The organism is Microbacterium sp. zg.B48 (assembly GCF_024623505.1).
Classification (GTDB): Bacteria; Actinomycetota; Actinomycetes; order Actinomycetales; family Microbacteriaceae; genus Microbacterium.
This window is the reverse complement of sequence record NZ_JANJFE010000007.1, coordinates 65,698-86,163: the sequence shown is the minus strand read 5'-3', so window position 1 is coordinate 86,163 and position 20,466 is coordinate 65,698. Positions and strand designations below refer to the sequence as shown.

The window sequence follows — 20,466 nt, the reverse complement described above, 5'->3', positions numbered from 1 at the left end:
CCCGCAGGCCGGCGGGCTGAGCAGGAGCCCGCAGGTCGGGCACCTGCGCGCCGGATGCGCGAGCGGACGGGCCGGGCGCCGTGCGACGCCCGGCCCGTGCGCGTGTTACGGGGTGATCTGCACGACGCCGAAGTCGTTCTCGGCGGCGGTGCGGTAGAGCAGCAACAGCCCGGTCTGCGTGGAAGGCGCCGTGGAACCGGTCGCCTGGACGGCGACGGTGGCCCGCCCCTTCGCCGGGACGGTGACGGTTCCGGTCGGGGTGTACTTCGCCTCGCCCCACGTGTACGTCTGATCCTCGATGGCGTCCGTCTGTGCGCCGCTGAAGTAGTTGTCGTACGCGTAGACGCTGTATCCGAACGTCTGTCCGGGTGCGATGCCGAGCGCCTCCAGCGGCGCAGTGAAGATCTGCGTCGACGAGTCGAACCCGCCATCCACGTAGAAGTACGCGGATGACGCACCGGTGTTCAGGTCCGCGACGTAGACGGCCGTCTGCCCCGTGACACCGAACCCGCCGACCTCTGCGTTGTACAGGACGTAGTCGTCGGCCCCATCGTTGTCCGCATCCACATAGATGTCGAACTCCGCCGGGTACGGCAGGACGGTGCGGCGATCGTAGGTCGCGACGGCGAACTGAACGGTCCCGCCACCGCCGTCGCGCACACCGACCGCGGCCAGGTCGATGACGGCGGCGTTGCTGCCGGGGGAACCGGGCTCCCCCGGAGCGGGGTCGGGGTACTCCGGGCTGGTGCCGGTCAGGGCGAACAGCTCCACGTCGCCGGCCGCGACCAGCGAGCTGTTCTTCAGCTTGAGCGAACCGTCGCCGGACTTCTTGAGCTTGACCGTCGAATCCGCGCTCACCTCGGCGGCCTTCTTCGGCAGCACGGTCCAGCCGACCTTCACGCTGTCCACGTCGGAGGTGGCGGTGATCCAGCCGTCGAACTCCGGGCCGTTCAGCAGCGAGCCGTCCCCGCCGGTCGCACCGACGCTGTCGAACGGCCAGTCCGGCAGTTTCGAGCCGTCGATGCTGACCAGCACCTTGACCGTCTGCGTCTTGCCCTTCGGAACGATCACGTTCTCCGGAGCGGTGCGGATGGTGACCGCGCCGGTGGCCCGATCCGCCTCGTCGCGGTAGCTGACCGCGAACGTGTACCTGAGATTCTCGTCCGAGGTGTTGGTGAGCGTGAGCTCGACGTCGGTCTTGTACACCTTCGTCACGGACGGGATGCCCAGCCCGACGTTGCCGCCGGTTCCGGCGGTGGCCAGCACGCCGACCGCGTCGGCGGAGGGCGCAACGCGGACCTCGCCGGCGCCGACCCGCGAGATCGGAGTGGTGATGAAGCCGTCTGCGGTGGGAGTGCGGTTCGTGTTGTCCGCACCGTTGAGCAGACGTGCCTTGATGACCGCGGGGGTCGCACCCTCGAACTTGTCGAGCAGCAGTGCAGCCGCACCGGACACGACCGGTGCCGCGCCGGAGGTGCCGCCGAAGTTGGTCTCCTCAGTGGCGGTGCCCGTCTCGGCCGACAGCCACGCGCCTGGCGCCCCGATGTCGGGCTTCGCGCGCTGACCGTCGATCGTGGTGCCACGGCTGGAGGTGCCGACGATCGTGTTGGTCAGAGCGACCGCGTCCGCCGGGTCGATGGTCACGCTCGCGGCGCCGTCCTGGATGAGCCGCAGGCCGGCCGCCTGCGAGATGCTGAAGGTCGGAACGACGACCGGGACGGCGCTGCCGAAGCTGAAGCTGGGCGGGTCGCCGGGGGCGTTGTTGTAGATGATGACCGCGCTGGCGCCGGCATCCTGAGCGAACACCGCCTTGTCCGACACGTTGCACCCTCCGCGCTGGACCAGCGCGACAGCCCCGTCGGGGAAGGACGCGAACGCCTCGGCCGAGCAGCCGACGCCGCCCTCATCGGTCGGCCGGGCCAGCGGCCCGGTGACCACGGACGTCGGCGCCGGCGACCAGGTCTGCAGGACCGCGTTGGTGATCGCCGGACCGGCGTCCGGCTTGATCACCCACTGCCGATCATCCGGAAGAGCAGTCTGCGCGACACTGATCACGCCGGCTGCCGAAGACGGTGACCCGACGATGAACGGCCGGTCCGCGGAGTTGCCGGCCGAGACCACGACCACCACGCCGGCGTTCACCAGGTTGTCGGCGGTCGTCGTGGAATCATCCTGCTCCTGCCCGTACGAGGAGCCCAGCGACATGTTGACCACGTCGACGGCGTCCGAGATGTCGCCGTCGCCATTGGGATCCAGCGACCAGTCCATCCCGAGCAGCATCGCCACGCCGTCACACGAGGTGGACACGGATGAGCAGACCTTGACGGCGTAGAGATCCGTGCCCGGCGCGATGCCCAGGTGGCTCCCGTCGGCACTGCGGCCGCCGATGATGTCGGCGACGTGCGTTCCGTGGCCGGCGTCCGAACCCGCGTCGATCGGGTTCGGGTCGGTGACCGCGGGGCCGTTCGGCCACTCCCCGCCGACGAAGTCGATTCCACCCTTGACCTTCGGCGCGTCCGGTCCGAACAGCGTCGCGCATACGCCGACCGGGGCGGCCGCCGCGCCTGCGAAGCACTCGTCGGTGATCGCCTGATCACCCGGGCCGCCGAGGTTCGCGTGCGTGTAGTCGATGCCGGAGTCCAGCACGGCGACCTTCACGCCGGTTCCGTCGAAACCGGCCTCATGCAGCGGCCGCGCCTGCACGTAGTCGATCGCCTGGGCGAGGCTGCCGGACTCGACATCCTCCGCCGGGGTGGCGTGGGTCTCATAGGTGCGGATCGGCCTGACCGACAGCACGTTGGGCAGCGCCGCGATGTCCGCGAGCGCGGCCGCGTCCACCGACAGCACCACCAGGTTGGCCGCCAAGTCGGTGCGGCCCAGTTCGGTGACGCCGAGGCCGCTCGCTTCGGCGAGGAACTGGTCCTGCTGGGCGGCGACCTTGTCTTTCTGGGCGAGCTGATCGGCCTGGCCCGGCACATTGCCCTCCGCGAGGGCGCCCTCAGGGAGCGACTCGGCGATCGCGGGCTCCGCGAGCCGCACGCTGACCTGGACCGTTCCGCTGGCCCTGCGCAGCGAGTCCGCGAGCCCGCGCGGACCTGGGGAGGTCGATCCGTCGTCGGTGACCGCGTCCGGCAGAGTGGGTGGCGATATCGGGTCGTCTGCCCACGCCGCGGAGGAGCCGAAGACGAGGGCGGGGACGGCGACCGCGGCGACGAGACCGGTGACGAGCGTGCGGAGGCGACGGTTCATGACACTCCCGGGGGTTGAGGTCGTGACGACCCGAATCGAACGGCCTCGTCCGAGTCGCGGCTGCCAGGCAGCGGCACGAGTCTATGTGCGCCTCCGGCGACAAGGCAATGCGTTTTCGGCTCCGGTCCACGGCGTCCGGCAGCGCGCCGCATGCGCCCTGGGCGCACCACGACGACGGCAGGGCCGGAGCATCGGATGCTCCGGCCCTGCCTTGCACACTGCGACTAGACGGTCGTGGCCGCGTCGCGCTTGGGCAGCACCCAACCGGGCCGCACGAAGTGGCACGTGTAGCCGTGCGGGATCCGCTGCAGGTAGTCCTGGTGCTCGGGCTCGGCCTCCCAGAACGGGCCGGCCGGCTCGATGGTGGTGACAGCCTTGGCGGGCCAGAGCCCGGACGCGTCCACGTCGGCGATCGTCTCGCGGGCGATCTCCTCCTGCTCGGGTGTGAGCGGGAAGATGGCCGAGCGATAGCTGGATCCGATGTCATTGCCCTGCCGGTTCAATGTCGACGGGTCGTGGATCTGGAAGAAGAACGCCAGGATGTCGCGGTACGAGGTCTGGCTGGGGTCGAAGACGATCTCCACCGCCTCGGCGTGACCGGGATGGTTGCGGTACGTCGCGTGGTCGTTGCTGCCGCCGGTGTAGCCCACGCGCGTGTCCAGCACGCCGGGCTGCTTGCGGATGAGGTCCTCGACGCCCCAGAAACAGCCGCCGGCGAGTACGGCCGTCTCGGTGCCGGGGGTCCGGGTGATGGTGCCTGAATCGGTCATGATGCGTTCTCCTGATTGGTGGTGTCCTCGAAGAGCCTCCGGTAGTCACCGTAGCCCTGCTCGTCCAGGTCTGCGACGGGCACGAACCGCAGCGCCGCGGAGTTCATGCAGTAGCGCATGCCCCCGGCATCCCTCGGTCCGTCGTCGAAGAGGTGACCGAGGTGGCTGTCGGCGCCGGCTGAACGCACCTCGGTGCGCTTCATCCACAGCGTCCGGTCGACCTTCTCGGTGACGGCGTGCGCGTCGATCGGACGCGTGAAGCTGGGCCATCCGGTGCCGCTGTCGTACTTGTCCGTCGATGAGAACAGCGGCTGACCCGAGACGACGTCCACGTAGATGCCCGCCTCGTGGTTATTCCAGTACTCGTTGCGGAACGGCGGCTCGGTGCCGTCGTCCTGGGTGACCCGGTACTGAGCGGGTGTGAGGCGACTGAGAGCATCCGCAGTCGCACGGTAGTCCTGTGACACGTTTCCTCCTCGTGTGACGCGGCTGGCTGCAGCGTCGTAGAGAAGAACAGACGTCGGGGCGGTTTTGGTCCCGCAAAGCTGGGAGCGGGCCGTGAGTTGCCACGGACCCGAGGGCGGGAATTCGGATCACCGAATTCGACTTGTCGCAGTAGTGGCAGCCGAGGAGAATGCACACAAATGTCCGACGTGACCCGCACCCAGTCGACTCCGAATCCCGAACCCGCCGAGCAGCGCTCGCGCACTCGGCGCTCGATCGCGGAGAAGGTCGGGGCGCTGGGGCAGACCCGCATCGGAGCGCTGCTGCTCCTGATCGCGACGGTGGCCGCGGTGGTCTGGGCCAACGTCGCCTCGGGCTCGTACGAGACGCTCTGGGAGACGCACCTGACCGTCGGAGTGGCTGACCTGCAACTCGATTTCACGCTGCATGCGATGGTGAACGACGCCCTCATGGCCATCTTCTTCTTCACGGTGGGACTCGAGGTGCGGCGGGAGTTCGCGATCGGCGAGCTGACCAGCTGGTCCCGGGCTCTGGTGCCGGTCATCGCCGCCGTCGCCGGCCTCGTGGTGCCCGCGCTGCTGTTCCTGTTCATCGCGGCCGGATCCGGCTACGAGAGCGCCTGGGGCATCGTCATCTCGACCGACACGGCGTTCCTCGTCGGCGCTCTCGCGCTGATCGGACCGCGCGTTCCCGGCAGGCTGAGGGTATTCCTGCTGACCCTCGCCGTGGTGGATGACATCGGCGCCCTGAGCATCATCGCCCTCGTCTACACCGAGAACTTCAACCCGGTGCCGCTGCTGATCGCCGCGGCCGGACTGACCGGGGTCTACTTCACGCGGTACCTGCGTGGCGGGCGCGGGCCGGTCTACGCGACCCTGGCCGTCATCGTGTGGCTGGCCTTCCTGGCATCCGGCGTGCACCCCACCCTGGCCGGTGTCGCCATCGCCCTTCTGGTGCCGGTCTACCGCCCCGACCGCCGCGACGTGGAGCATGCGCTGGATCTGGCGCGCACCTTCCGCCAGTCGCCCAACACCCAGTACGCGCGTGCGGCGGCGAACAGCCTGCGCGAGTCGATCTCCATCAATGAGCGGCTGCAGTCCGCGTACGCTCCGTACGTCGCGTACGTCATCCTCCCCCTGTTCGCCCTGGCGAACGCGGGGGTCCTGCTCAGCCCCGAGATCCTCGCCGGCGCGATGAGCTCCCCGCTGACGTGGGGCATCGTCATCGGCCTGGTGGCGGGCAAGTTCCTGGGCGTGTTCGGCTCCACCGCCATCCTGCGCCTGCTCCGCCTGGGCGAATTCGGCCCGGGCCTGACCCTCGACCGCATCGCGGGCGGAGCGGCACTGTGCGGCATCGGGTTCACCATCTCGCTGTTCATCGTCGACCTGGCCATCGACGACGACGCAGCGCAGAACGAGGCGCGCGTGGGCGTGCTGGCGGCATCCGTGCTCGCCTTCATCATCGCGACCCTCATCTTCCGCCTCTCCGACGCCATCCACCCCGACACTCAGTCGGGCCAGACCCTGCTGCGACCCGTCGACCCGCAGCGCGACCACGTGTTCGGCGTCGCGGATGCGCCGTACACGATCGTGGAGTACGGCGATTTCCAGTGCGGCTTCTGCCTCAAGGCCTCAGGTTCCATCCAGGAGGTGCACGGCCAGCTCGGCGACCGGCTTCGTTACGTCTGGCGCCACGCTCCGCTCACGTCCGTGCATCCGAACGCCCTGGCCGGGGCGGAGGCGGCTGAAGCGGCATCCCTGCAGGGCAAGTTCTTCGATTTCGAGCGGGGGCTGTTCGCCGACCAGGAGAACCAGCGCCCGTCCGACATCATCCGCCTCGCGCGGCGACTCGGGCTGGACATGCCGAAGTTCGAGCGCGACCTCACCTCCCCCGAAGTCACGGGCCGCGTGCGCGACGACATGCTGGATGCCGAGGCGATGGGCATCAGCTCGGTCCCCACTCTGTTCATCAACGGTCGCCGCCACAACGGTCCCTACGACGCCCAGTCCCTCATCCGCGCTCTCGAGCAGTCCGAGCAGGAAGCACAGCCCACCACCCCTTCCCGCTAGCACGGGTACGGCCGAGACATTCTGGTGACCATGGAAGACGACGACAGCCCGGATCCGCTCCAGCGCCCCGAACTCACCGACGCCCAGTGGAACCGACTGCTGGATTTCGGGACACCCCAGGATGCCGGCGCCGGCGAGTACCTCTTCCGCTCGGGCGACCGCGGATACGACATGATCCTGGTCGAATCCGGCCGGATGGAGGTCGTGCGCGACTCGCTGTGGTGGCTCGAGGAAGCCGTGGTGGCCACGCCCGGCCCGCGCTCGTTCGTCGGCGAACTGGGCCTGCTCAACGGTCAGGGAGCGTTCCTCTCGGCGCGGATGACGGAGCCGGGACGCGTCCGGAGAGTCACCCGGACGGACCTGCGCAGGCTCATGAACGAGGACGACGAGCTGTGCGACCTGATCCTGCACGCTCTCTGGGCGCGTCGCGAGTCGCTGCGCAAGGGGCCGGCGGCACTGACCCTCAAGCTGGTCGGCCCGACGTCCTCGCGCGACTTCCTCGCGCTGCGCAGGTTCGCGGAGCGGCTCGATCTGGTGCACTCCGCGATCGAGCTGCAGCCGGGTGAGCTGGGATCGCTCGCCGGCCACAGCATGACCGCCGACGACCTTCCGGTCGCGTTCATCCAGGGCGAGCCGATCACGCGCGCGACACCCGGGATGGTCGCCGAGCGCCTGGGGCTGAGCTACCAGGCCGACGGTGACGAGATCGTGGACCTCGTGGTGGTCGGCGGCGGTCCTGCCGGGCTGGCCGCCGCCATCTACGGCGCCTCGGAGGGGCTCAGCACAGTCCTGCTGGATGCTGTCGCCCCCGGCGGTCAGGCCGCGGCGACATCCCGCATCGAGAACTTCCTGGGCTTCCCCTTCGGCGTCAGCGGCCGTGACCTGATCGGTCAGGCCTCGCTGCAGGCCCTCAAGTTCGGCGTCCGCGTCTACGCGCCGTGCGAGGCCGTCAAGCTGGAACCCGCGGGCGACCTGCTCGATGTCACCCTCACCGACGGCCGTATCATCCGCACCCGCACCGCGATCGTGACATCCGGTGCCGCCTACCGGCGCCTGGAGCTGGATCGCTGGTCGGATTTCGAGCGGGCCGGGATCTACTACGCGGCGACGCAGCTGGAACTGCGCCAGGTCATCGAAGCACCGGTCGTGGTGGTCGGCGGGGCCAACTCCGCGGGCCAGGCCGCCCTGTACCTTGCAGCCAACGGCTGTCCGGTGCGGCTGGTCGTGCGCGGTCGGGATCTCGGCGCCCGGATGTCGTCCTACCTGGTCGAACGCCTCATGGAGGACCCCCGGGTGGAGATCCACACCGGATCCCGGGTGGTCGCACTGGACGGGCTGGAGGCCCTCGAGCGGGTCACCATCGACACCGTCGGCGATGTCGATGCCCGCGGACTGTTCTGCTTCATCGGCGCGGAGCCGGCGACCTCATGGCTGACGACGCTGGACCGCGATCAGGACGGGTTCATCCGCACCGGCACCGACGTCGCCGCCCAGACGCTGCAACAGTGGCAGCACCTGGGCCGGGAACCCCTGCCGTTCGAGACCTCCACGCCGCGGGTGTTCGCCGCCGGAGACGTGCGTCGCGGGTCCATGAAACGCGTGGCGGCGGCCGTCGGCGAAGGCTCCAGTGCGGTGGCATCGGTGCACCGCGCGCTCGCGAGCTGAGCCGCGGCATCCGGTCGGCGTGCACGCAGCCGCGGGACGGATTCCCGTCGCGGACCCCGGCCGCAGCGGCTACTGTGTACACGTGCTGACCTGTCGTTGTTGTCGCTGAGCGCTCCGCGCTCACCTCGACGACCCCCGACGATCCCCCGCGCCTCTGACGCGCGGCCTCTCCCTCAGGACACCACCGTGCGATACGCCAAGAGCGTGACCGACCTGGTCGGCAACACCCCCCTCGTCCGCCTCAACCACGTGACCGGCGGCATCCGCGCCACTGTCCTGGCCAAGGTCGAGTACTTCAACCCGGGCGGCTCGTCCAAGGACCGGATCGCCGCTGACATCGTCGACGCCGCCGAACGCGACGGCCTGCTGCGCCCCGGCGGGACGATCGTGGAGCCCACCAGCGGCAACACCGGGGTGGGCCTGGCGCTGGTCGCGCAACAGCGCGGATACCGGTGCGTCTTCGTCGTTCCGGACAAGGTCGCCGAAGACAAGCGGGCGGTCCTGCGGGCGTACGGCGCCGAGGTCGTGGTCGCCCCGACCGCGGTCGAGCCGGACGATCCGCGGTCCTACTACAGGGTCTCTGCGCGCCTGGTCGCCGACACCGCGGGCGCGTACATGCCCAACCAGTACGCCAACCCCAACGGTCCGCGCAGCCACTTCGCCTCGACCGGCCCGGAGATCTGGCGCGATACCGATGGCCGGGTCACCCACTTCGTCGCCGGGATCGGCACCGGCGGGACGATCACCGGCGCAGGACGCTACCTGACGGAGGCATCGGGCGGCGCCGTGCGAATCGTCGGCGCCGACCCGGTGGGGTCCATCTACTCCGGCGGACCTGTGCACACCTACGACGTCGAGGGCGTGGGCGAGGACTTCTGGCCGGCCGCGTACGACCCGGGCGTCGTCGATGAGATCCACCGCGTCAGCGACGCCGAATCCTTCGCGATGACCCGGCGTCTGGCGCGCGAGGAGGGCCTGCTCGTCGGCGGTTCGAGCGGGATGGCCGTCGTCGCGGCCCTCCGCACCGCCAAGGACCTGCCCGAGGATGCGGTCGTGGTCGTGCTGCTGCCGGATCACGGTCGCGGATACCTCAGCAAGCTCTTCGACGACGACTGGATGCACGCCCACGGCTATCCGACGACGGACGATTCCACCCCCACCATCAGGAGCAACCCATGACCGATCAGACCGACAGCTCGACCCGCGGTTTCGACAGCCTTGCCGTGCACGCCGGTCAGGCGTTCGATCCGACCACAGGTGCTGTCATCCCGCCCGTGCACTTCTCCACCACCTACGCGCAGGACGGGATCGGCGGCCTGCGTCAGGGGTACGAGTACGGGCGCAGCGGCAACCCCACCCGAACCGCGCTGCAGACCCAGCTCGCCGCGATCGAGGGAGGCCGACACGGCCTGTCGTTCTCGTCCGGGCTCGCCGCCGAGGACGCCCTGCTGCGCGCCGTGCTCAAGCCCGGCGACGAGGTTCTGCTCGGCAATGACGTCTACGGCGGGACCTATCGCCTCATCGCCCGCATCCTCGGCCCCTGGGGGATCGGTCTGCGGATCGTCGACATGAGCGATCTGGATGCCGTCGCCGCGGCCCTCGAGGAGCGACCGGCACGTGTTCTGTGGGTGGAGACCCCCAGCAACCCGCTGCTGCGAATCACCGACATCGCCGGACTCGCGCGGCTGGGTCACGACGCCGGCGCGCTGGTCGTGGTCGACAACACCTTCGCGTCGCCGGCCCTGCAGCAGCCCCTGCGGCTGGGCGCGGACGTCGTGGTGCACTCGGCGACGAAGTATCTCGGCGGCCACTCGGACGTCGTCGGCGGTGCGGTCGTGATCGACGACGACGCCGTCGCCGAAAGCGTGCGCTTCCTCCAGTTCGCGGCCGGCGCAGTGTCGGGGCCTCTGGACGCGTGGCTGACCACGCGCGGCATCAAGACGCTCAGCCTCCGCATGCACAAGCACAGTGAGAACGCCGCGGCAGTGGCCGACTTCCTGGACGGGCACGATCGGGTCGCCCGGGTCTACTACCCGGGCCTGCCCGCGCACCCCGGGCACGAACTGGCCGCACGGCAGATGTCCCGCTTCGGCGGCATCGTCTCCCTCGCGCTGGGTGATGCCGCCTCGGCCCGGCGGTTCGCGGAGTCCACCCGCCTGTTCCAGCTCGCGGAGTCGCTCGGCGGGGTCGAGTCGCTCGTGAACTATCCGGACGAGATGACCCATGCGTCGGTGCGCGGCACGGAACTGGCGGTACCCGAGGACGTCGTCCGACTCTCGGTGGGGATCGAGAGCGTCCAGGACCTGGTCGAGGACCTTGCGAACGCGCTGGCCGCCCTGTAGGCGAGGCGGCTCACGCCCACGCACGGACCTGTCAGCGGGCCCGGGGGTCCGTAGGCTGGCGTCATGACCGAACGCGCCACCGTGTCCCTGGGGATCGCCGCATCCGTCGGACCTGAACTGGCCGGACGGCTGGCACCGGCGGTCGAGGAGGCCGGCTTCTCCGGGCTGTGGGTCAACGACACACCCGCGGGCGATGCCTTCCCGGTTCTGCAGGCAGCCGCACGCGCCACCTCGCGGCTGATCCTGGCCACCGGGATCCTCCCGATCGACCGGCGCCCCGCCGGCACCATCGTCGCCGAGACGGAGGCGCGGAAGCTGCCGCAGGAGCGACTCGTGCTCGGGATCGGCTCAGGCCAGATCACGCGCGGCGCGCTGACCCGAGTGGGAGCGGCCGCCTCCGAGCTGCGCGACGCCGTCTCCGCGCGCGTCGTGGTCGGTGCCCTGGGCCCGAAGATGCGGCGGCTCGCGGTGGAGGCTTCGGACGGCGTCCTGCTGAGCTGGCTCACCCCCGCCACCGCGCGTGCCCAAGCCGCGGAGGCGCGCTCCCTCGCCCCCCTGACCCACGTGGCGCTGTATGTGCGGACCGCCCTGGATCCCGACGCGCGCGGTCGGCTCCATGTCGAGACAGAGCGCTACGCGGCCGTCCCGGCATACGCCGCCAATTTCGCGCGTCAGGGGGTCGATCCGGCTCGCACAGTGTGGGATGCCGGCAGCGAACCGGACCGCGGCCGCCTCGATGATTACCGGACCGGTGCGGACCAGGTCATCCTGCGCGCCATCACCGCGGAAGACACGCTGAGCGCCTACCTCCGGTTCGTCGAGCAGGCCCGCGCACTGCTCTGATCGGCGCGGCGGCCGACGCCGGCGCTGCTAGCCGTCCCGCCGCGGACGGTCAACCCCCGGTTCCGGCGCCGTCGCGCGGTCTAGGTTCTCCTCGGGCGGGCGACCGCGCAGACGGCTCTGCCGGTTCCCGCTCGCTCTCACCCGCAGCCGAGTGAAAGTGGAGCTCATGACAGACGAACGTGTCGATCCCCGATCGAAGTATTCCACCGAAGGCTTCCCCGAGCAGGAACAGCAGCAGCCCGGCCTCATCGACCAGATGCGCCCCGCGCCGGATCACGGCGAGCAATCCTACGTCGGCTCCGGCCGTCTGACCGATCGTCGCGCGCTGATCACCGGCGGGGACTCCGGCATCGGACGCGCCGTCGCGATCGCGTTCGCCCGGGAGGGCGCGGATGTCGCCATCGCGCATCTTCCGGTGGAGGAACAGGATGCTGCGGACACGGCATCCCTGGTCGAAGCGGAGGGACGGCGGAGCCTGGCGCTGGCGGGTGACGTGCGCGAGGAGAGCTTCGCGTCATCCATCGTCGATGACACCGTCGCCGCCTTCGGCGGCCTGGACGTCCTGATCCTCAACGCCGCGTACCAGAAGGACCGCGCAGGCCTGGAGGAGCTGTCCACCGAGGAACTCGATCGGGTGTTCCGGACGAACCTCTACGGGCTGATGTTCACCGCGCGCGCCGCCATCCCGCATCTGCGGCCGGGCGCGTCCATCATCGTGACATCGTCCATCCAGGCCTTCAACCCGTCACCCGGGCTCATCGATTACGCCATGACGAAGGCCGCTCAGGTGGCATTCGTCAAGGCGCTCGCCGAGCAGCTGGGGCCGCAGGGGGTCCGCGTGAACGCCGTCGCCCCCGGCCCGATCTGGACGCCCCTCATTCCCGCAACGGGCTGGTCCGCCGAGCGGCTGGCCGAGTTCGGCGCGGACACGCCGCTGGGTCGCGCCGGCCAGCCGGCAGAACTCGCCGGCGCCTACGTCTACCTGGCGTCCGAGGACGCCTCCTACGTGTCCGGCGCCGTGCTGCCGGTCACCGGCGGCAAGGGCCTGTAGCAGCCGGGGTCCACGGTCCGGAAAAGAGGAAGAGACCCCCGGTCCGGGGGGTTACCGGGGGTCTCTCTTCGGTGGAGCGGGCGATCCCTGCGGGGCACCCGATCTCATGACGCCCGTCGAGCGGGCGGTCCTGCTGTATCAACCCTAAGAAGACCACACGTCACTGTCTGTCCTCACTTCGGTGGACACGGACGGATTCCCTCGACGGATCCGCGACGTGCACGGGATCGCCTCGCGGGAGTTCCGGCGACGCCCCGCCGCCGCCGCGGATCAGCGATGCTCGTACCGTGCCGCCGTCTCGTCGGCGATTCCGGAGGCCGCATCCCGCGCCGCCCGCATGCGCTCCACCGCGGCCTCGAGCTCGGCCTGCGCGTCGCCCGCGCCACCGTGCGCCCCCGCGAGCTGGAGGTTCGCACGGAGGTTGATCGACGCGCCCGCGATGCCCGCGGTCAGCGCCTCGCCCGCGACGGCGAGATCCGCGGCGAGGTGCGGGTTGCCGATCTCGCGGAGCAGTCGAAGCTCGTCGACCATGTCCACGCCGACGGCGCCGAGCGCGCCGGATGACTGCGCGGCACGGATGGCGGCATCCCGAACCCGATCGTCGCGCGCGGGGTCCTCGCCGGGTACGCGCAGGGCCGCTCCCAGCTCCGCAGAGCTGACGCCGTCCGCCTCCGCGGCATCCAGTGCGGTGAGACGACGGTCCACGAGCCGTGCCGCGCACGCGGTGGCGCGGTCATCGTCGGGGGTGTACTCGGCCACCATGCGCAGCAGTGCGGCGGAGAGAGCAAGCATGACGCCGCACGCGGCGCCGCCGCCGGGCGCACCGTCGGGCTGGGCGAGCTTGTCGAGCCAGGCGGACAGGGAGGTGGATGCCGGGATCCGGGCGGAGTCGTCCATACCCGACACCATAGTTTCCGCACCGCGGGCGGCATCGGGACCGCGCCGTATGGGGCGTTGCTTAAGGCGACGACGAGCGTAGCGTTGCCCTATGACCACTCATGGACCCGACGCTTCCGCTGCCGGCGAAGACGACGCCCCGCTCGGCGGTGACGAGACGACCGAGGAGCATCTGGACGCGGACAACGCGGTCGAAGAAGACATGCTCAAGACCCTCGACCCGGAGGCGCCTCCGGCCTGATCGCCTCCGGCGAGCGCCGTGGCGCCTCAGATCACCGCGTCCCGGTCCATCGGATCCATGGTCGCGACAACGCGAGCGGGGATCCGCTGTGCACGCGGGCCTTCGAGCGCGCGCGTCTTTGCCGGGGGTGGCCAGGATCGTGTCGGGCTCGACCAGGTCCTCCTCGATCCGGTCATCGAAGGTGACCGCGAGACCGATCCGCCGGCCGACGCTGAATCGGACGCGGTGGATCGTGCCGTTCCCTGCCACGAACGCATCGCAGGCGCTTCCTGCCCGGGCCGACAGGGTCTGCTAGAGCTCAATCCGTCGTTCCACGATCTGCGCCGCCACGAGACCGAGCCTCAGCTGATGCGCGCGGGCATACTGCCGCATGAACGTGAATGCTTCGTCGATGGGCACACCCCGGGTGTGCGCCACCACGCCTTTGGCCTGCTCGATCACGACGCGGCTGTTCAGCGCCGCCTGAAGCTGCTCGCTCAATATCGAGCTCTCGCGGATCGCCCGCTCGTGCAGGATGCCGATCGTCGCCACGTCGGCGAAGGCCTGGGCTGCGACGATGTCCTCGGCCGGCGCATCGCCGGCCGAGGAGCGCAGCAGGCTGAGCGTACCGACGCTGGTGTCCCGCAGCCGCAGCGGCAACGAGTCCAGCGCGCGGAACCCCTGCCGGCGGGCGCTCGCCCGGAACTGCACCCACGCCGGCGACGACGCCGCCAGATCCGGGACGGCGACGTGGCGACCGGTGCGATAGCACTCCAGGCACGGACCGTCGTCCGAGCCCAGCTGCATCATCTCGGCGAAGCTCCGCGTCTCGCTCGTGGAGGCGACGAGGTCCAGTTCACCCTGCGGACCCGCCAGGAGGATGCCGGCGGCGGTCATCTCGAGCACATCGCGGCAGGTGTCCACCAGCACCTGCAGCAGCTCCACCACGTCGTAGTCATCGACGAGGGTGTCGGCGAGCCGCGCGAAGGTCTGCAGGAGGCGCCCGTCGCGCGTCAACCGCATCATTCGACGACCTCGATCCGTGTTCCTTCACGCGCGAACCGCAGGCGCCCGTCGATGACGTCCTGAGCGACATCCATCATGGCCCGCGAGGCGGCGAAGGCCTGGCCCTGGATCACCAGTCGCGCATCATCCGCGGACAGACCGGTCTGCGCCAGCACGACACCCGACGCCTGGTGGATGAGCCGGCGCGAATACGCGTTCCCCGGTCCTTCCGGTGCCTCGCCGATCGAGGTCAGGGCGCGTCGCAGCAGGTGTCGACCGACCATCTCCGCCATCGCGCCGGCCTGCTTGGTCTGGTCGCCGTCCAGCGCAACGGGCACGCGCGAGTACAGGTCGATCGCACCGAAACGAAGCGGTCCCACCAGGAGCGGAAAGGCGAACAGCGAGCTGATGTCCTCGGGTCGGAGCGCTGCGGTGAAGGCCGGCCACAGGCTCGGGCCGGTCGCGGTGATGTCCGGCTGCAGCACGGCGGTCCCCGTCCGGACGGCGTCCCAGCACGGACCCTCGCCGAGATCGAACTGGACCTCGTCGATGCGCGCAGCGCAGCGGTCGCTCGCGGCCACGGTCTCGCTGCCCAGAAGGTCGCCCATGGTCGACACGGCGGCGCCGGTGACCGGAAAGGCCTGGACGAACGCCGCACAGAAGCCCTCGGGCTGGTCCTGCGCGCGGTCGATCGCCTCCAACGCCGCGGCGAACGAATCACTCACGCGGAACCTCCCCGTTCCTTCGGACAACGGTACCGCGCATCACAGCATCCGTCACGGCGCGAGGGCGCGGCCGGGTCCAGCCGGTCACGATGCCTCGCGCCGCGTGTGCGGCGACGTCTGCACGCGGCGGAGCAGCCGGTCCTGGTCGCGCAGATGGCCCGCGTACCCGCCCGGGGTGCGCCCGAACAAGCGCCCGGATGTGACGACCTCGGCGGCGTCCGTGGCGCGCACCACTGCGCCGTTCTCGCGGCACGCATCGACCAGCCGGACGTCCTCGTGCTCGTCCACCTCGGCGAAACCTCCCGCCCGCAGATAGGTGCTGGCGCGCAGCCCCAGGTTCGCGCCATGGGTATGACCGTTCGGAGCCCCGGGGATGTGCGTGTCCAGCCAGAGCCGGCGATGGCTGAGGGTCAGATCGTCGAAGTCGGGTCGCACGGTTCCCACGACCACGTCCGCACCGAACTCGGCCAGCTCCAGCTGCGCCACCAGCCAGTTCGCGGGCACGCGGGAATCGGCATCCGTGTTCGCGATCCAGATGCGTGGGGTCGGCACCTCGGACAGCGCGGACAGCGCCGCGTCGATGCCCCGGACGCGCGCCGCGCCGACCGCGTTGGCATCGGCATGGATGACCGGGAAGGGATGCCGCGCCGCGATCCCCGCTGAGCCGTCCGAGCAGGCATCAAGGACGACCCGCACCTCGCAGCGCACGCCTGCCGCCGCGACCGCGGTGCCCAGAGAAGTCAGACAGGCTTCGAGCAGCGCTGCCTCATCGTGCACGGGAACGACGACCACGATCGCCGCGATGGATCCCCCGGTCACCGCAGCCCCTCCCGGTGCGCGACCGACACCGCCGTGCCGCGGCAGAAGAGCTCGAGCAGGAAGTCCTCTTCTTCGTGGAAGACCAGCCGCTGCCACGAGGTCACCGATCTCAAGGCGTGATGCACCTGGTCCCCGGAGAGCGGGTACTCGGCCACCGGGTGCCGCCAATGGCAGGCGATCAGGCATCCGTCCTCGGCCAGTGCGGCCTCGATGAGCGCGATCGTGCTCGCCAGGTCCGTCTCGGAGAGGTAGTAGCCGACTTCGGACAGGACGATGGTGTCGAAGGCACCGGCCGGCCAGTCTCCCGGCACGCTGCCCTGGACGATCGTCACGGTGGGGTCAGCCCCGACCCGTGCGCGCGCGGACTGCACGGCGACACGCGACGGATCGATCGCGACCAGGCTGTCGGCTCGGGCCGCGAGCGCGCGCGTGATCAGGCCGGTGGAGCAGCCGACCTCCAGGGCTCGCCCGATGGACCGTGCGGGCAGGCTGGCCAGCAGCAGAGCGCGTTTGCGCTCCTCGTACCATCGCGTCTCGAACCCCCACGGGTCCTCGTGGCGGGCGTAGAAGTCCGCGAACCACTCGGGCGGAAGGGACTGCGTGTCCGCGGCGTCCTCGGCGAGGTAGAACTCGGTGTCACGCGCGAAATGCGCTTGCATCGCCTCGTGCACGACCGCCTCGTCGCCGGGGGCCTCGGACAGCGGCCGGATCTGGGAGACGTGCAGGCGCACCGCCCGCGCCTTGAGGGAGTGCTCGTCGGGCGTGAGCGCCAGCGCGGCCGCGCGGTGCCACGGCACGTCCTCCGGCCCTCCCCAGTGCCACAGCCAGATCGGGTACCCGAGATGCCGGATGCGGCGCGGCGCGGCGACCCGGGCAGCGGCGGCGGAGGCGACCCGATGGTCCCGGTGCCGGTCGCCTGACCACGGTGCGACGATCAGGCAGCTATCGGCGGGGTATCCCGCCGCGTCCACGGCCTCCGCCACCCGCGCCTCGAGCTCGTCGGCGTTCTCGCGGAGCGCCCCGTCCGGCAGACCCAGGAACAGGACGTTCGCGCCGGGGGCGAGTGCGTCCAGCGCACTGACCACCTCGTCCCGGCGGATCGCGCGCAGGTCGGCGCGGGAGTGCGTACTGGAGAGCGGGTGGGACGCTTCACCGTCCGTCGCGACGAGTACGGTGACCCGCCCCCCGCGTTCGTGCACCCGGCGGATCAGCGCGCCGGCGCCCAGAGTCTCGTCATCGGGGTGCGCGGCCACCACGAAGAGTTGGTCCACGTCGTCATCCAGGGTGCGGACCGCGCCGAAGCGCTTCTCTGCCCGCCACACGTGTTCCGGTGTTCCCGCGTCGAGATGACTGAATGCCGCCGTCATCCAGCCGCCGCCTCGAGAATGAGGCGGCCGGCCCGAGCGGTGTCGCGAAGACCGTGATGCTGACGGAGGTAGAGGTGCAGATCCGCCACCCGCCGGGCGTGGCGTTCGTCGGCGACCAGTGGTGCCGGGCCCAGGGCGGCGTCGGCCTCGGCCAGCGTCAGGGTCGCGGCGTCGACGACGACGCCGCGGACGCGTTCGGCGAGCAGACGGTCCCCGATCCGGTCCGACTCGCCCGCGTCGATGAGATCGGCTGCTTCAGCCAGAACGCTGCGTGCGGCCCAGAGCGCGGCATCCACCCGTCCCAGGTGCACCAGCGCGAGCTGATCGGCGCGGTCGGCCCCGGCGGCCGTGCGGAGCGTCTCGGCCAGGCCGACGGCCGCACCCCACCACGCGGCCGCCACCGACATGCCACCCCACGCGAATCCCGGCCGGGAAAGGTACCAGTCCGCAGGACCGATCTGCACAGCGGCGACGTCGTCGAAATCCACCGGGGCGCTGACCACATCGGCCAGTCCGCGCGCGAACCACGGGCCGCCGTGCGGGCGGACCCCGCGTGAATCCAGCTCGACGGCGAACAGGCCGCGACGGCTGTCGTCGACCGATGCGGTGACCAACGCGTGGCTCAGCTGCCCCGCCAGCGAGCACCACGGTTTCCGCCCGCTGAGCCGCCACGCTCCCGCCCCCTCGGACGCCGTCAGCGTCATGTCCCGCGCCTCGGCGGCGAAGACGCCCCACGTCGATGCCTCGTCGGCGTGCACGGGATCCAGCAGGGTGTCCGCCCGGTCGGGGGCCGCATCGCCCCACTGCCGGAGGATGCCCAGTGCGTCCAGATGCGGCTCCAGCATGCGCGCCGCCGAGACGTCGCGGGCGGCGGTGGCGGCCAACAGCTCCCAGAGCTGCCGCGTGCTCCCCCCGCCGAGCCGTGGAGCGCGTCCAGCGATGTCGACGCACCAGCCGAGTGTGGCAACGGGATCCGTCCCGAACCCCGGCACGGTGTCGGCGCGCGCCATCGCCTCGACGATCAACGGACCGGGGGCGGTGCCGGGGGCGAGGGATGTCGCGGGTGCGGTCTCGGGGATGGGCACCTCCTGTCTCGAGGCTAGGGCGCCGGGGTCGGATGCGCACGCGCTTGACATCCCCCCGCGGCCACGGCTAGAGGCGCCCCTGTCAACCCCTCCCCTCGATCGGCCGGGGTGCGGCTGAATGGGTGGGACCCATCCGATCCATCAGTAAGGAGCACCCGCATGGTGCAGATCATCGAAACCATCGACGTCGACGTTCCGGTCCGCACGGCCTACAACCAGTGGACCCAGTTCGAGAGCTTTCCGGAGTTCCTCGACGAGGTGGAATCGATCACGCAGGTCGATGAGACCCACACGCACTGGAAGGTGCGCGTGGGCGGCGTGGAGCGGGAGTTCGACGCCGAGATCACCGAGCAGCACCCCGATGAGCGTGTCGCGTGGAACAGCACCGGAGGCGAGACGCACCACGCGGGTGTCGTCACGTTCCACAAGCTCACGGACACCTCCACCCGTGTCACCGTCCAGCTCGATTGGGAGCCGGAGGGCCTTCTGGAGAAGGTCGGCTCGCTGGTCGGGGCAGGATCGCACGCGGTGAAGAAGGATCTGAAGAACTTCAAGAAGTTCATCGAGAGCCGCGGGGCCGAAAGCGGCGCCTGGCGCGGCGAGGTCCAGGCGTAGGAGGTTCGACCGCTCGATGAACCCGGGAGCGGGAGAGCACCGCGGGCAGGCGCACGGTGTTCTGGACGTGGAGGGTGATCATCATCCCGGGACTCGCGGTGATGATCACCATCCCGCTCTCGGGCGACCTCCGGGGAGTCCGACGAGGGGGTCCGTGGGCCCGCGCGCCGCGAGGACGCAGACTGTCCGCATGAGTCAGGACCGTCGCCGGTGGGTGCTGCACGTCGATCTCGACCAGTTCATCGCTGCCGTCGAGGTGTTGCGGCATCCCGAGCTCGCCGGCAGACCGCTGATCGTCGGCGGTCGGGGCGACCCGACCGAGCGCGCGGTGGTGTCCACCGCGTCATACGAAGCCCGCGAATTCGGAGTCGGCTCGGGGATGCCGCTGCGCCTTGCCGCGCGGAAGGCACCCGAGGCGGTGATCCTCCCGGTGGATGCCGAGACCTACACCGCGGCATCCGAGCAGGTGATGGCGACCCTCCGCGCTCAGCCCGGCGCGGTGGTGCAGGTGCTGGGGTGGGACGAAGCGTTCATCGGGATCGAGACCGACGATCCCGAGCAGTACGCGCGCCGGGTGCAGCGCGCGGTCCTGGAGAGCACTGCGCTGCACTGCAGCGTGGGCGTCGGGGACACTCTGGTCAGAGCGAAGGTGGCGACCGGCTTCGGCAAGCCGCGCGGGGTGTTCCGCCTCACCGCGGACAATTGGCTCGACGTGATGGGACACAGGCCGACGATCGACCTGTGGGGAGTCGGCAGCAGGATCTCCAAGCGCTTGGCGGGTCTCGGAATCCTCACGGTGGCCGATTTGGCGGCCGCCGATCCCGCGAGCCTGATGCCCGAGTTCGGCCCGCGCATGGGCCCCTGGTACGCGCAGCTGGGCCGCGGAGAGGGCGCATCCGTCGTGGACGACACGCCCTGGGTGCCCCGCGGGCACGGACGCGAGACGACGTTCCAGCAGAACCTCAGCGATCGCGCCGAAATCGAGCGGGCGGCGCGCGAACTGCTCACCCAGGTGCTGGACGACGTGGCGGCGGAGGGACGGCCTGTCGTCGGCCTCGGCCTGAAAGTGCGTTACGCGCCGTTCCTGACCAAGACGTTCACCAAGAAGATCGCGTCGACCTTCGATCGTGACACCGTGCTGACCAAGGCGATGGAGCTGGTGGAGAAGATCGAGCGGGATCGGCCGATCCGACTGCTCGGAGTGCGTGCCGAGATGGCGATGCCGGATGATGCCCGCGAGGGCCACTCTCCGACGCGCAGCGGCTGGTGATCGGCCGGC

The 20,466-nt window shown here is 70.4% G+C and carries 17 protein-coding genes and 1 pseudogene; 9 read left to right on the top strand and 9 right to left on the bottom strand.

What is annotated here, in order from left to right:
• Window positions 1–105: 105 nt before the first annotated feature.
• The 3 genes from NQ152_RS06440 to msrB all read right to left on the bottom strand — a co-directional run bounded on the left by NQ152_RS06440 (window position 106) and on the right by msrB (window position 4,486).
• Window positions 106–3,249, bottom strand: coding sequence for a S8 family serine peptidase (locus NQ152_RS06440; protein ID WP_257523418.1), 3,144 nt, complete (start codon window positions 3,247–3,249; stop codon window positions 106–108).
• A gap of 224 nt (window positions 3,250–3,473) precedes the next feature.
• On the bottom strand, window positions 3,474–4,019 hold the full coding sequence (gene msrA, locus NQ152_RS06435) for a peptide-methionine (S)-S-oxide reductase MsrA (RefSeq protein WP_257501394.1): 546 nt from the start codon (window positions 4,017–4,019) through the stop codon (window positions 3,474–3,476).
• Window positions 4,016–4,486, bottom strand: coding sequence for a peptide-methionine (R)-S-oxide reductase MsrB (msrB, locus tag NQ152_RS06430; RefSeq protein WP_257501393.1), 471 nt, complete (start codon window positions 4,484–4,486; stop codon window positions 4,016–4,018). Before msrB ends, msrA begins: the two co-directional genes overlap by 4 nt.
• Window positions 4,487–4,663: 177 nt before the next feature.
• On the opposite strand from msrB, the gene nhaA reads away from it, so the two are divergent.
• From nhaA to NQ152_RS06400, 6 genes and pseudogenes are all read left to right on the top strand, one after another.
• On the top strand, window positions 4,664–6,553 hold the full coding sequence (gene nhaA, locus NQ152_RS06425; protein ID WP_257523417.1) for a Na+/H+ antiporter NhaA: 1,890 nt from the start codon (window positions 4,664–4,666) through the stop codon (window positions 6,551–6,553).
• Window positions 6,554–6,583: 30 nt separating this feature from the next.
• Window positions 6,584–8,218 carry a cyclic nucleotide-binding domain-containing thioredoxin-disulfide reductase gene (locus tag NQ152_RS06420; RefSeq protein WP_257523416.1) on the top strand — a complete coding sequence of 545 codons (1,635 nt, stop codon included), beginning with the start codon at window positions 6,584–6,586 and terminating at the stop codon, window positions 8,216–8,218.
• Window positions 8,219–8,404: 186 nt separating this feature from the next.
• Window positions 8,405–9,352 (top strand): annotated as a pseudogene (locus NQ152_RS06415) (pyridoxal-phosphate dependent enzyme); the annotation flags it as partial.
• Window positions 9,353–9,393: 41 nt separating this feature from the next.
• Window positions 9,394–10,560, top strand: a complete 1,167-nt coding sequence (locus NQ152_RS06410) for a cystathionine gamma-synthase (RefSeq protein ID WP_257523414.1) — start codon at window positions 9,394–9,396, stop codon at window positions 10,558–10,560.
• Between the two features lie 63 nt (window positions 10,561–10,623).
• The gene (locus tag NQ152_RS06405; protein WP_257523413.1) at window positions 10,624–11,403 is read left to right on the top strand and encodes an LLM class flavin-dependent oxidoreductase; all 780 of its coding nucleotides are present in this window, start codon (window positions 10,624–10,626) and stop codon (window positions 11,401–11,403) included.
• A gap of 166 nt (window positions 11,404–11,569) precedes the next feature.
• A complete protein-coding gene (locus NQ152_RS06400) occupies window positions 11,570–12,454 on the top strand; it encodes an SDR family oxidoreductase (RefSeq protein WP_257523412.1) in 885 nt (294 codons plus the stop codon).
• A gap of 270 nt (window positions 12,455–12,724) precedes the next feature.
• On the opposite strand, the gene NQ152_RS06395 is transcribed toward NQ152_RS06400, so the two are convergent.
• Complete coding sequence (locus tag NQ152_RS06395; RefSeq protein WP_257523411.1) at window positions 12,725–13,351, bottom strand: cyclodeaminase/cyclohydrolase family protein; 627 nt, start codon at window positions 13,349–13,351, stop codon at window positions 12,725–12,727.
• Between the two features lie 91 nt (window positions 13,352–13,442).
• On the opposite strand from NQ152_RS06395, the gene NQ152_RS06390 reads away from it, so the two are divergent.
• Window positions 13,443–13,592, top strand: a complete 150-nt coding sequence (locus NQ152_RS06390) for a hypothetical protein (protein WP_257523410.1) — start codon at window positions 13,443–13,445, stop codon at window positions 13,590–13,592.
• A 291-nt stretch (window positions 13,593–13,883) separates the two neighbouring features.
• On the opposite strand, the gene NQ152_RS06385 is transcribed toward NQ152_RS06390, so the two are convergent.
• From NQ152_RS06385 to NQ152_RS06365, 5 genes are all read right to left on the bottom strand, one after another.
• On the bottom strand, window positions 13,884–14,594 hold the full coding sequence (locus tag NQ152_RS06385; RefSeq protein WP_257523456.1) for a GAF and ANTAR domain-containing protein: 711 nt from the start codon (window positions 14,592–14,594) through the stop codon (window positions 13,884–13,886).
• Complete coding sequence (locus tag NQ152_RS06380) at window positions 14,594–15,301, bottom strand: GAF and ANTAR domain-containing protein (protein WP_257501384.1); 708 nt, start codon at window positions 15,299–15,301, stop codon at window positions 14,594–14,596. The genes NQ152_RS06385 and NQ152_RS06380 overlap by 1 nt, the downstream gene beginning before the upstream one ends.
• An 84-nt stretch (window positions 15,302–15,385) precedes the next feature.
• Entirely contained in the window at window positions 15,386–16,120 is a 735-nt protein-coding gene (locus NQ152_RS06375; RefSeq protein WP_257523409.1) for a glycosyltransferase, read from the bottom strand.
• The gene (locus NQ152_RS06370) at window positions 16,117–17,487 is read right to left on the bottom strand and encodes a bifunctional PIG-L family deacetylase/class I SAM-dependent methyltransferase (protein ID WP_257523408.1); all 1,371 of its coding nucleotides are present in this window, start codon (window positions 17,485–17,487) and stop codon (window positions 16,117–16,119) included. Before NQ152_RS06370 ends, NQ152_RS06375 begins: the two co-directional genes overlap by 4 nt.
• Complete coding sequence (locus NQ152_RS06365; protein ID WP_257523407.1) at window positions 17,484–18,572, bottom strand: acyl-CoA dehydrogenase; 1,089 nt, start codon at window positions 18,570–18,572, stop codon at window positions 17,484–17,486. Before NQ152_RS06365 ends, NQ152_RS06370 begins: the two co-directional genes overlap by 4 nt.
• Window positions 18,573–18,731: 159 nt before the next feature.
• Here NQ152_RS06365 and NQ152_RS06360 point away from each other — a divergent pair, with 159 nt between their 5' ends.
• Complete coding sequence (locus tag NQ152_RS06360; protein WP_257501380.1) at window positions 18,732–19,187, top strand: SRPBCC family protein; 456 nt, start codon at window positions 18,732–18,734, stop codon at window positions 19,185–19,187.
• A 190-nt stretch (window positions 19,188–19,377) separates the two neighbouring features.
• Entirely contained in the window at window positions 19,378–20,457 is a 1,080-nt protein-coding gene (locus NQ152_RS06355) for a DNA polymerase IV (RefSeq protein WP_257523406.1), read from the top strand.
• Window positions 20,458–20,466 lie beyond the last annotated feature (9 nt).

Bases quoted from the DNA above. Each gene is read 5' to 3' on its own strand.
- NQ152_RS06390 (WP_257523410.1), top strand. From the start codon at position 13,443: ATGACCACTCATGGACCCGACGCTTCCGCTGCCGGCGAAGACGACGCC.
- NQ152_RS06355 (WP_257523406.1), top strand. From the start codon at position 19,378: ATGAGTCAGGACCGTCGCCGGTGGGTGCTGCACGTCGATCTCGACCAG.
- NQ152_RS06385 (WP_257523456.1), bottom strand. From the start codon at position 14,594: ATGCGGTTGACGCGCGACGGGCGCCTCCTGCAGACCTTCGCGCGGCTC.
- msrA (WP_257501394.1), bottom strand. From the start codon at position 4,019: ATGACCGATTCAGGCACCATCACCCGGACCCCCGGCACCGAGACGGCC.
- NQ152_RS06420 (WP_257523416.1), top strand. From the start codon at position 6,584: ATGGAAGACGACGACAGCCCGGATCCGCTCCAGCGCCCCGAACTCACC.
- nhaA (WP_257523417.1), top strand. From the start codon at position 4,664: ATGTCCGACGTGACCCGCACCCAGTCGACTCCGAATCCCGAACCCGCC.
- NQ152_RS06370 (WP_257523408.1), bottom strand. From the start codon at position 17,487: ATGACGGCGGCATTCAGTCATCTCGACGCGGGAACACCGGAACACGTG.
- NQ152_RS06360 (WP_257501380.1), top strand. From the start codon at position 18,732: ATGGTGCAGATCATCGAAACCATCGACGTCGACGTTCCGGTCCGCACG.
- NQ152_RS06400 (WP_257523412.1), top strand. From the start codon at position 11,570: ATGACAGACGAACGTGTCGATCCCCGATCGAAGTATTCCACCGAAGGC.
- NQ152_RS06405 (WP_257523413.1), top strand. From the start codon at position 10,624: ATGACCGAACGCGCCACCGTGTCCCTGGGGATCGCCGCATCCGTCGGA.
- NQ152_RS06440 (WP_257523418.1), bottom strand. From the start codon at position 3,249: ATGAACCGTCGCCTCCGCACGCTCGTCACCGGTCTCGTCGCCGCGGTC.
- NQ152_RS06395 (WP_257523411.1), bottom strand. From the start codon at position 13,351: ATGGACGACTCCGCCCGGATCCCGGCATCCACCTCCCTGTCCGCCTGG.
- NQ152_RS06410 (WP_257523414.1), top strand. From the start codon at position 9,394: ATGACCGATCAGACCGACAGCTCGACCCGCGGTTTCGACAGCCTTGCC.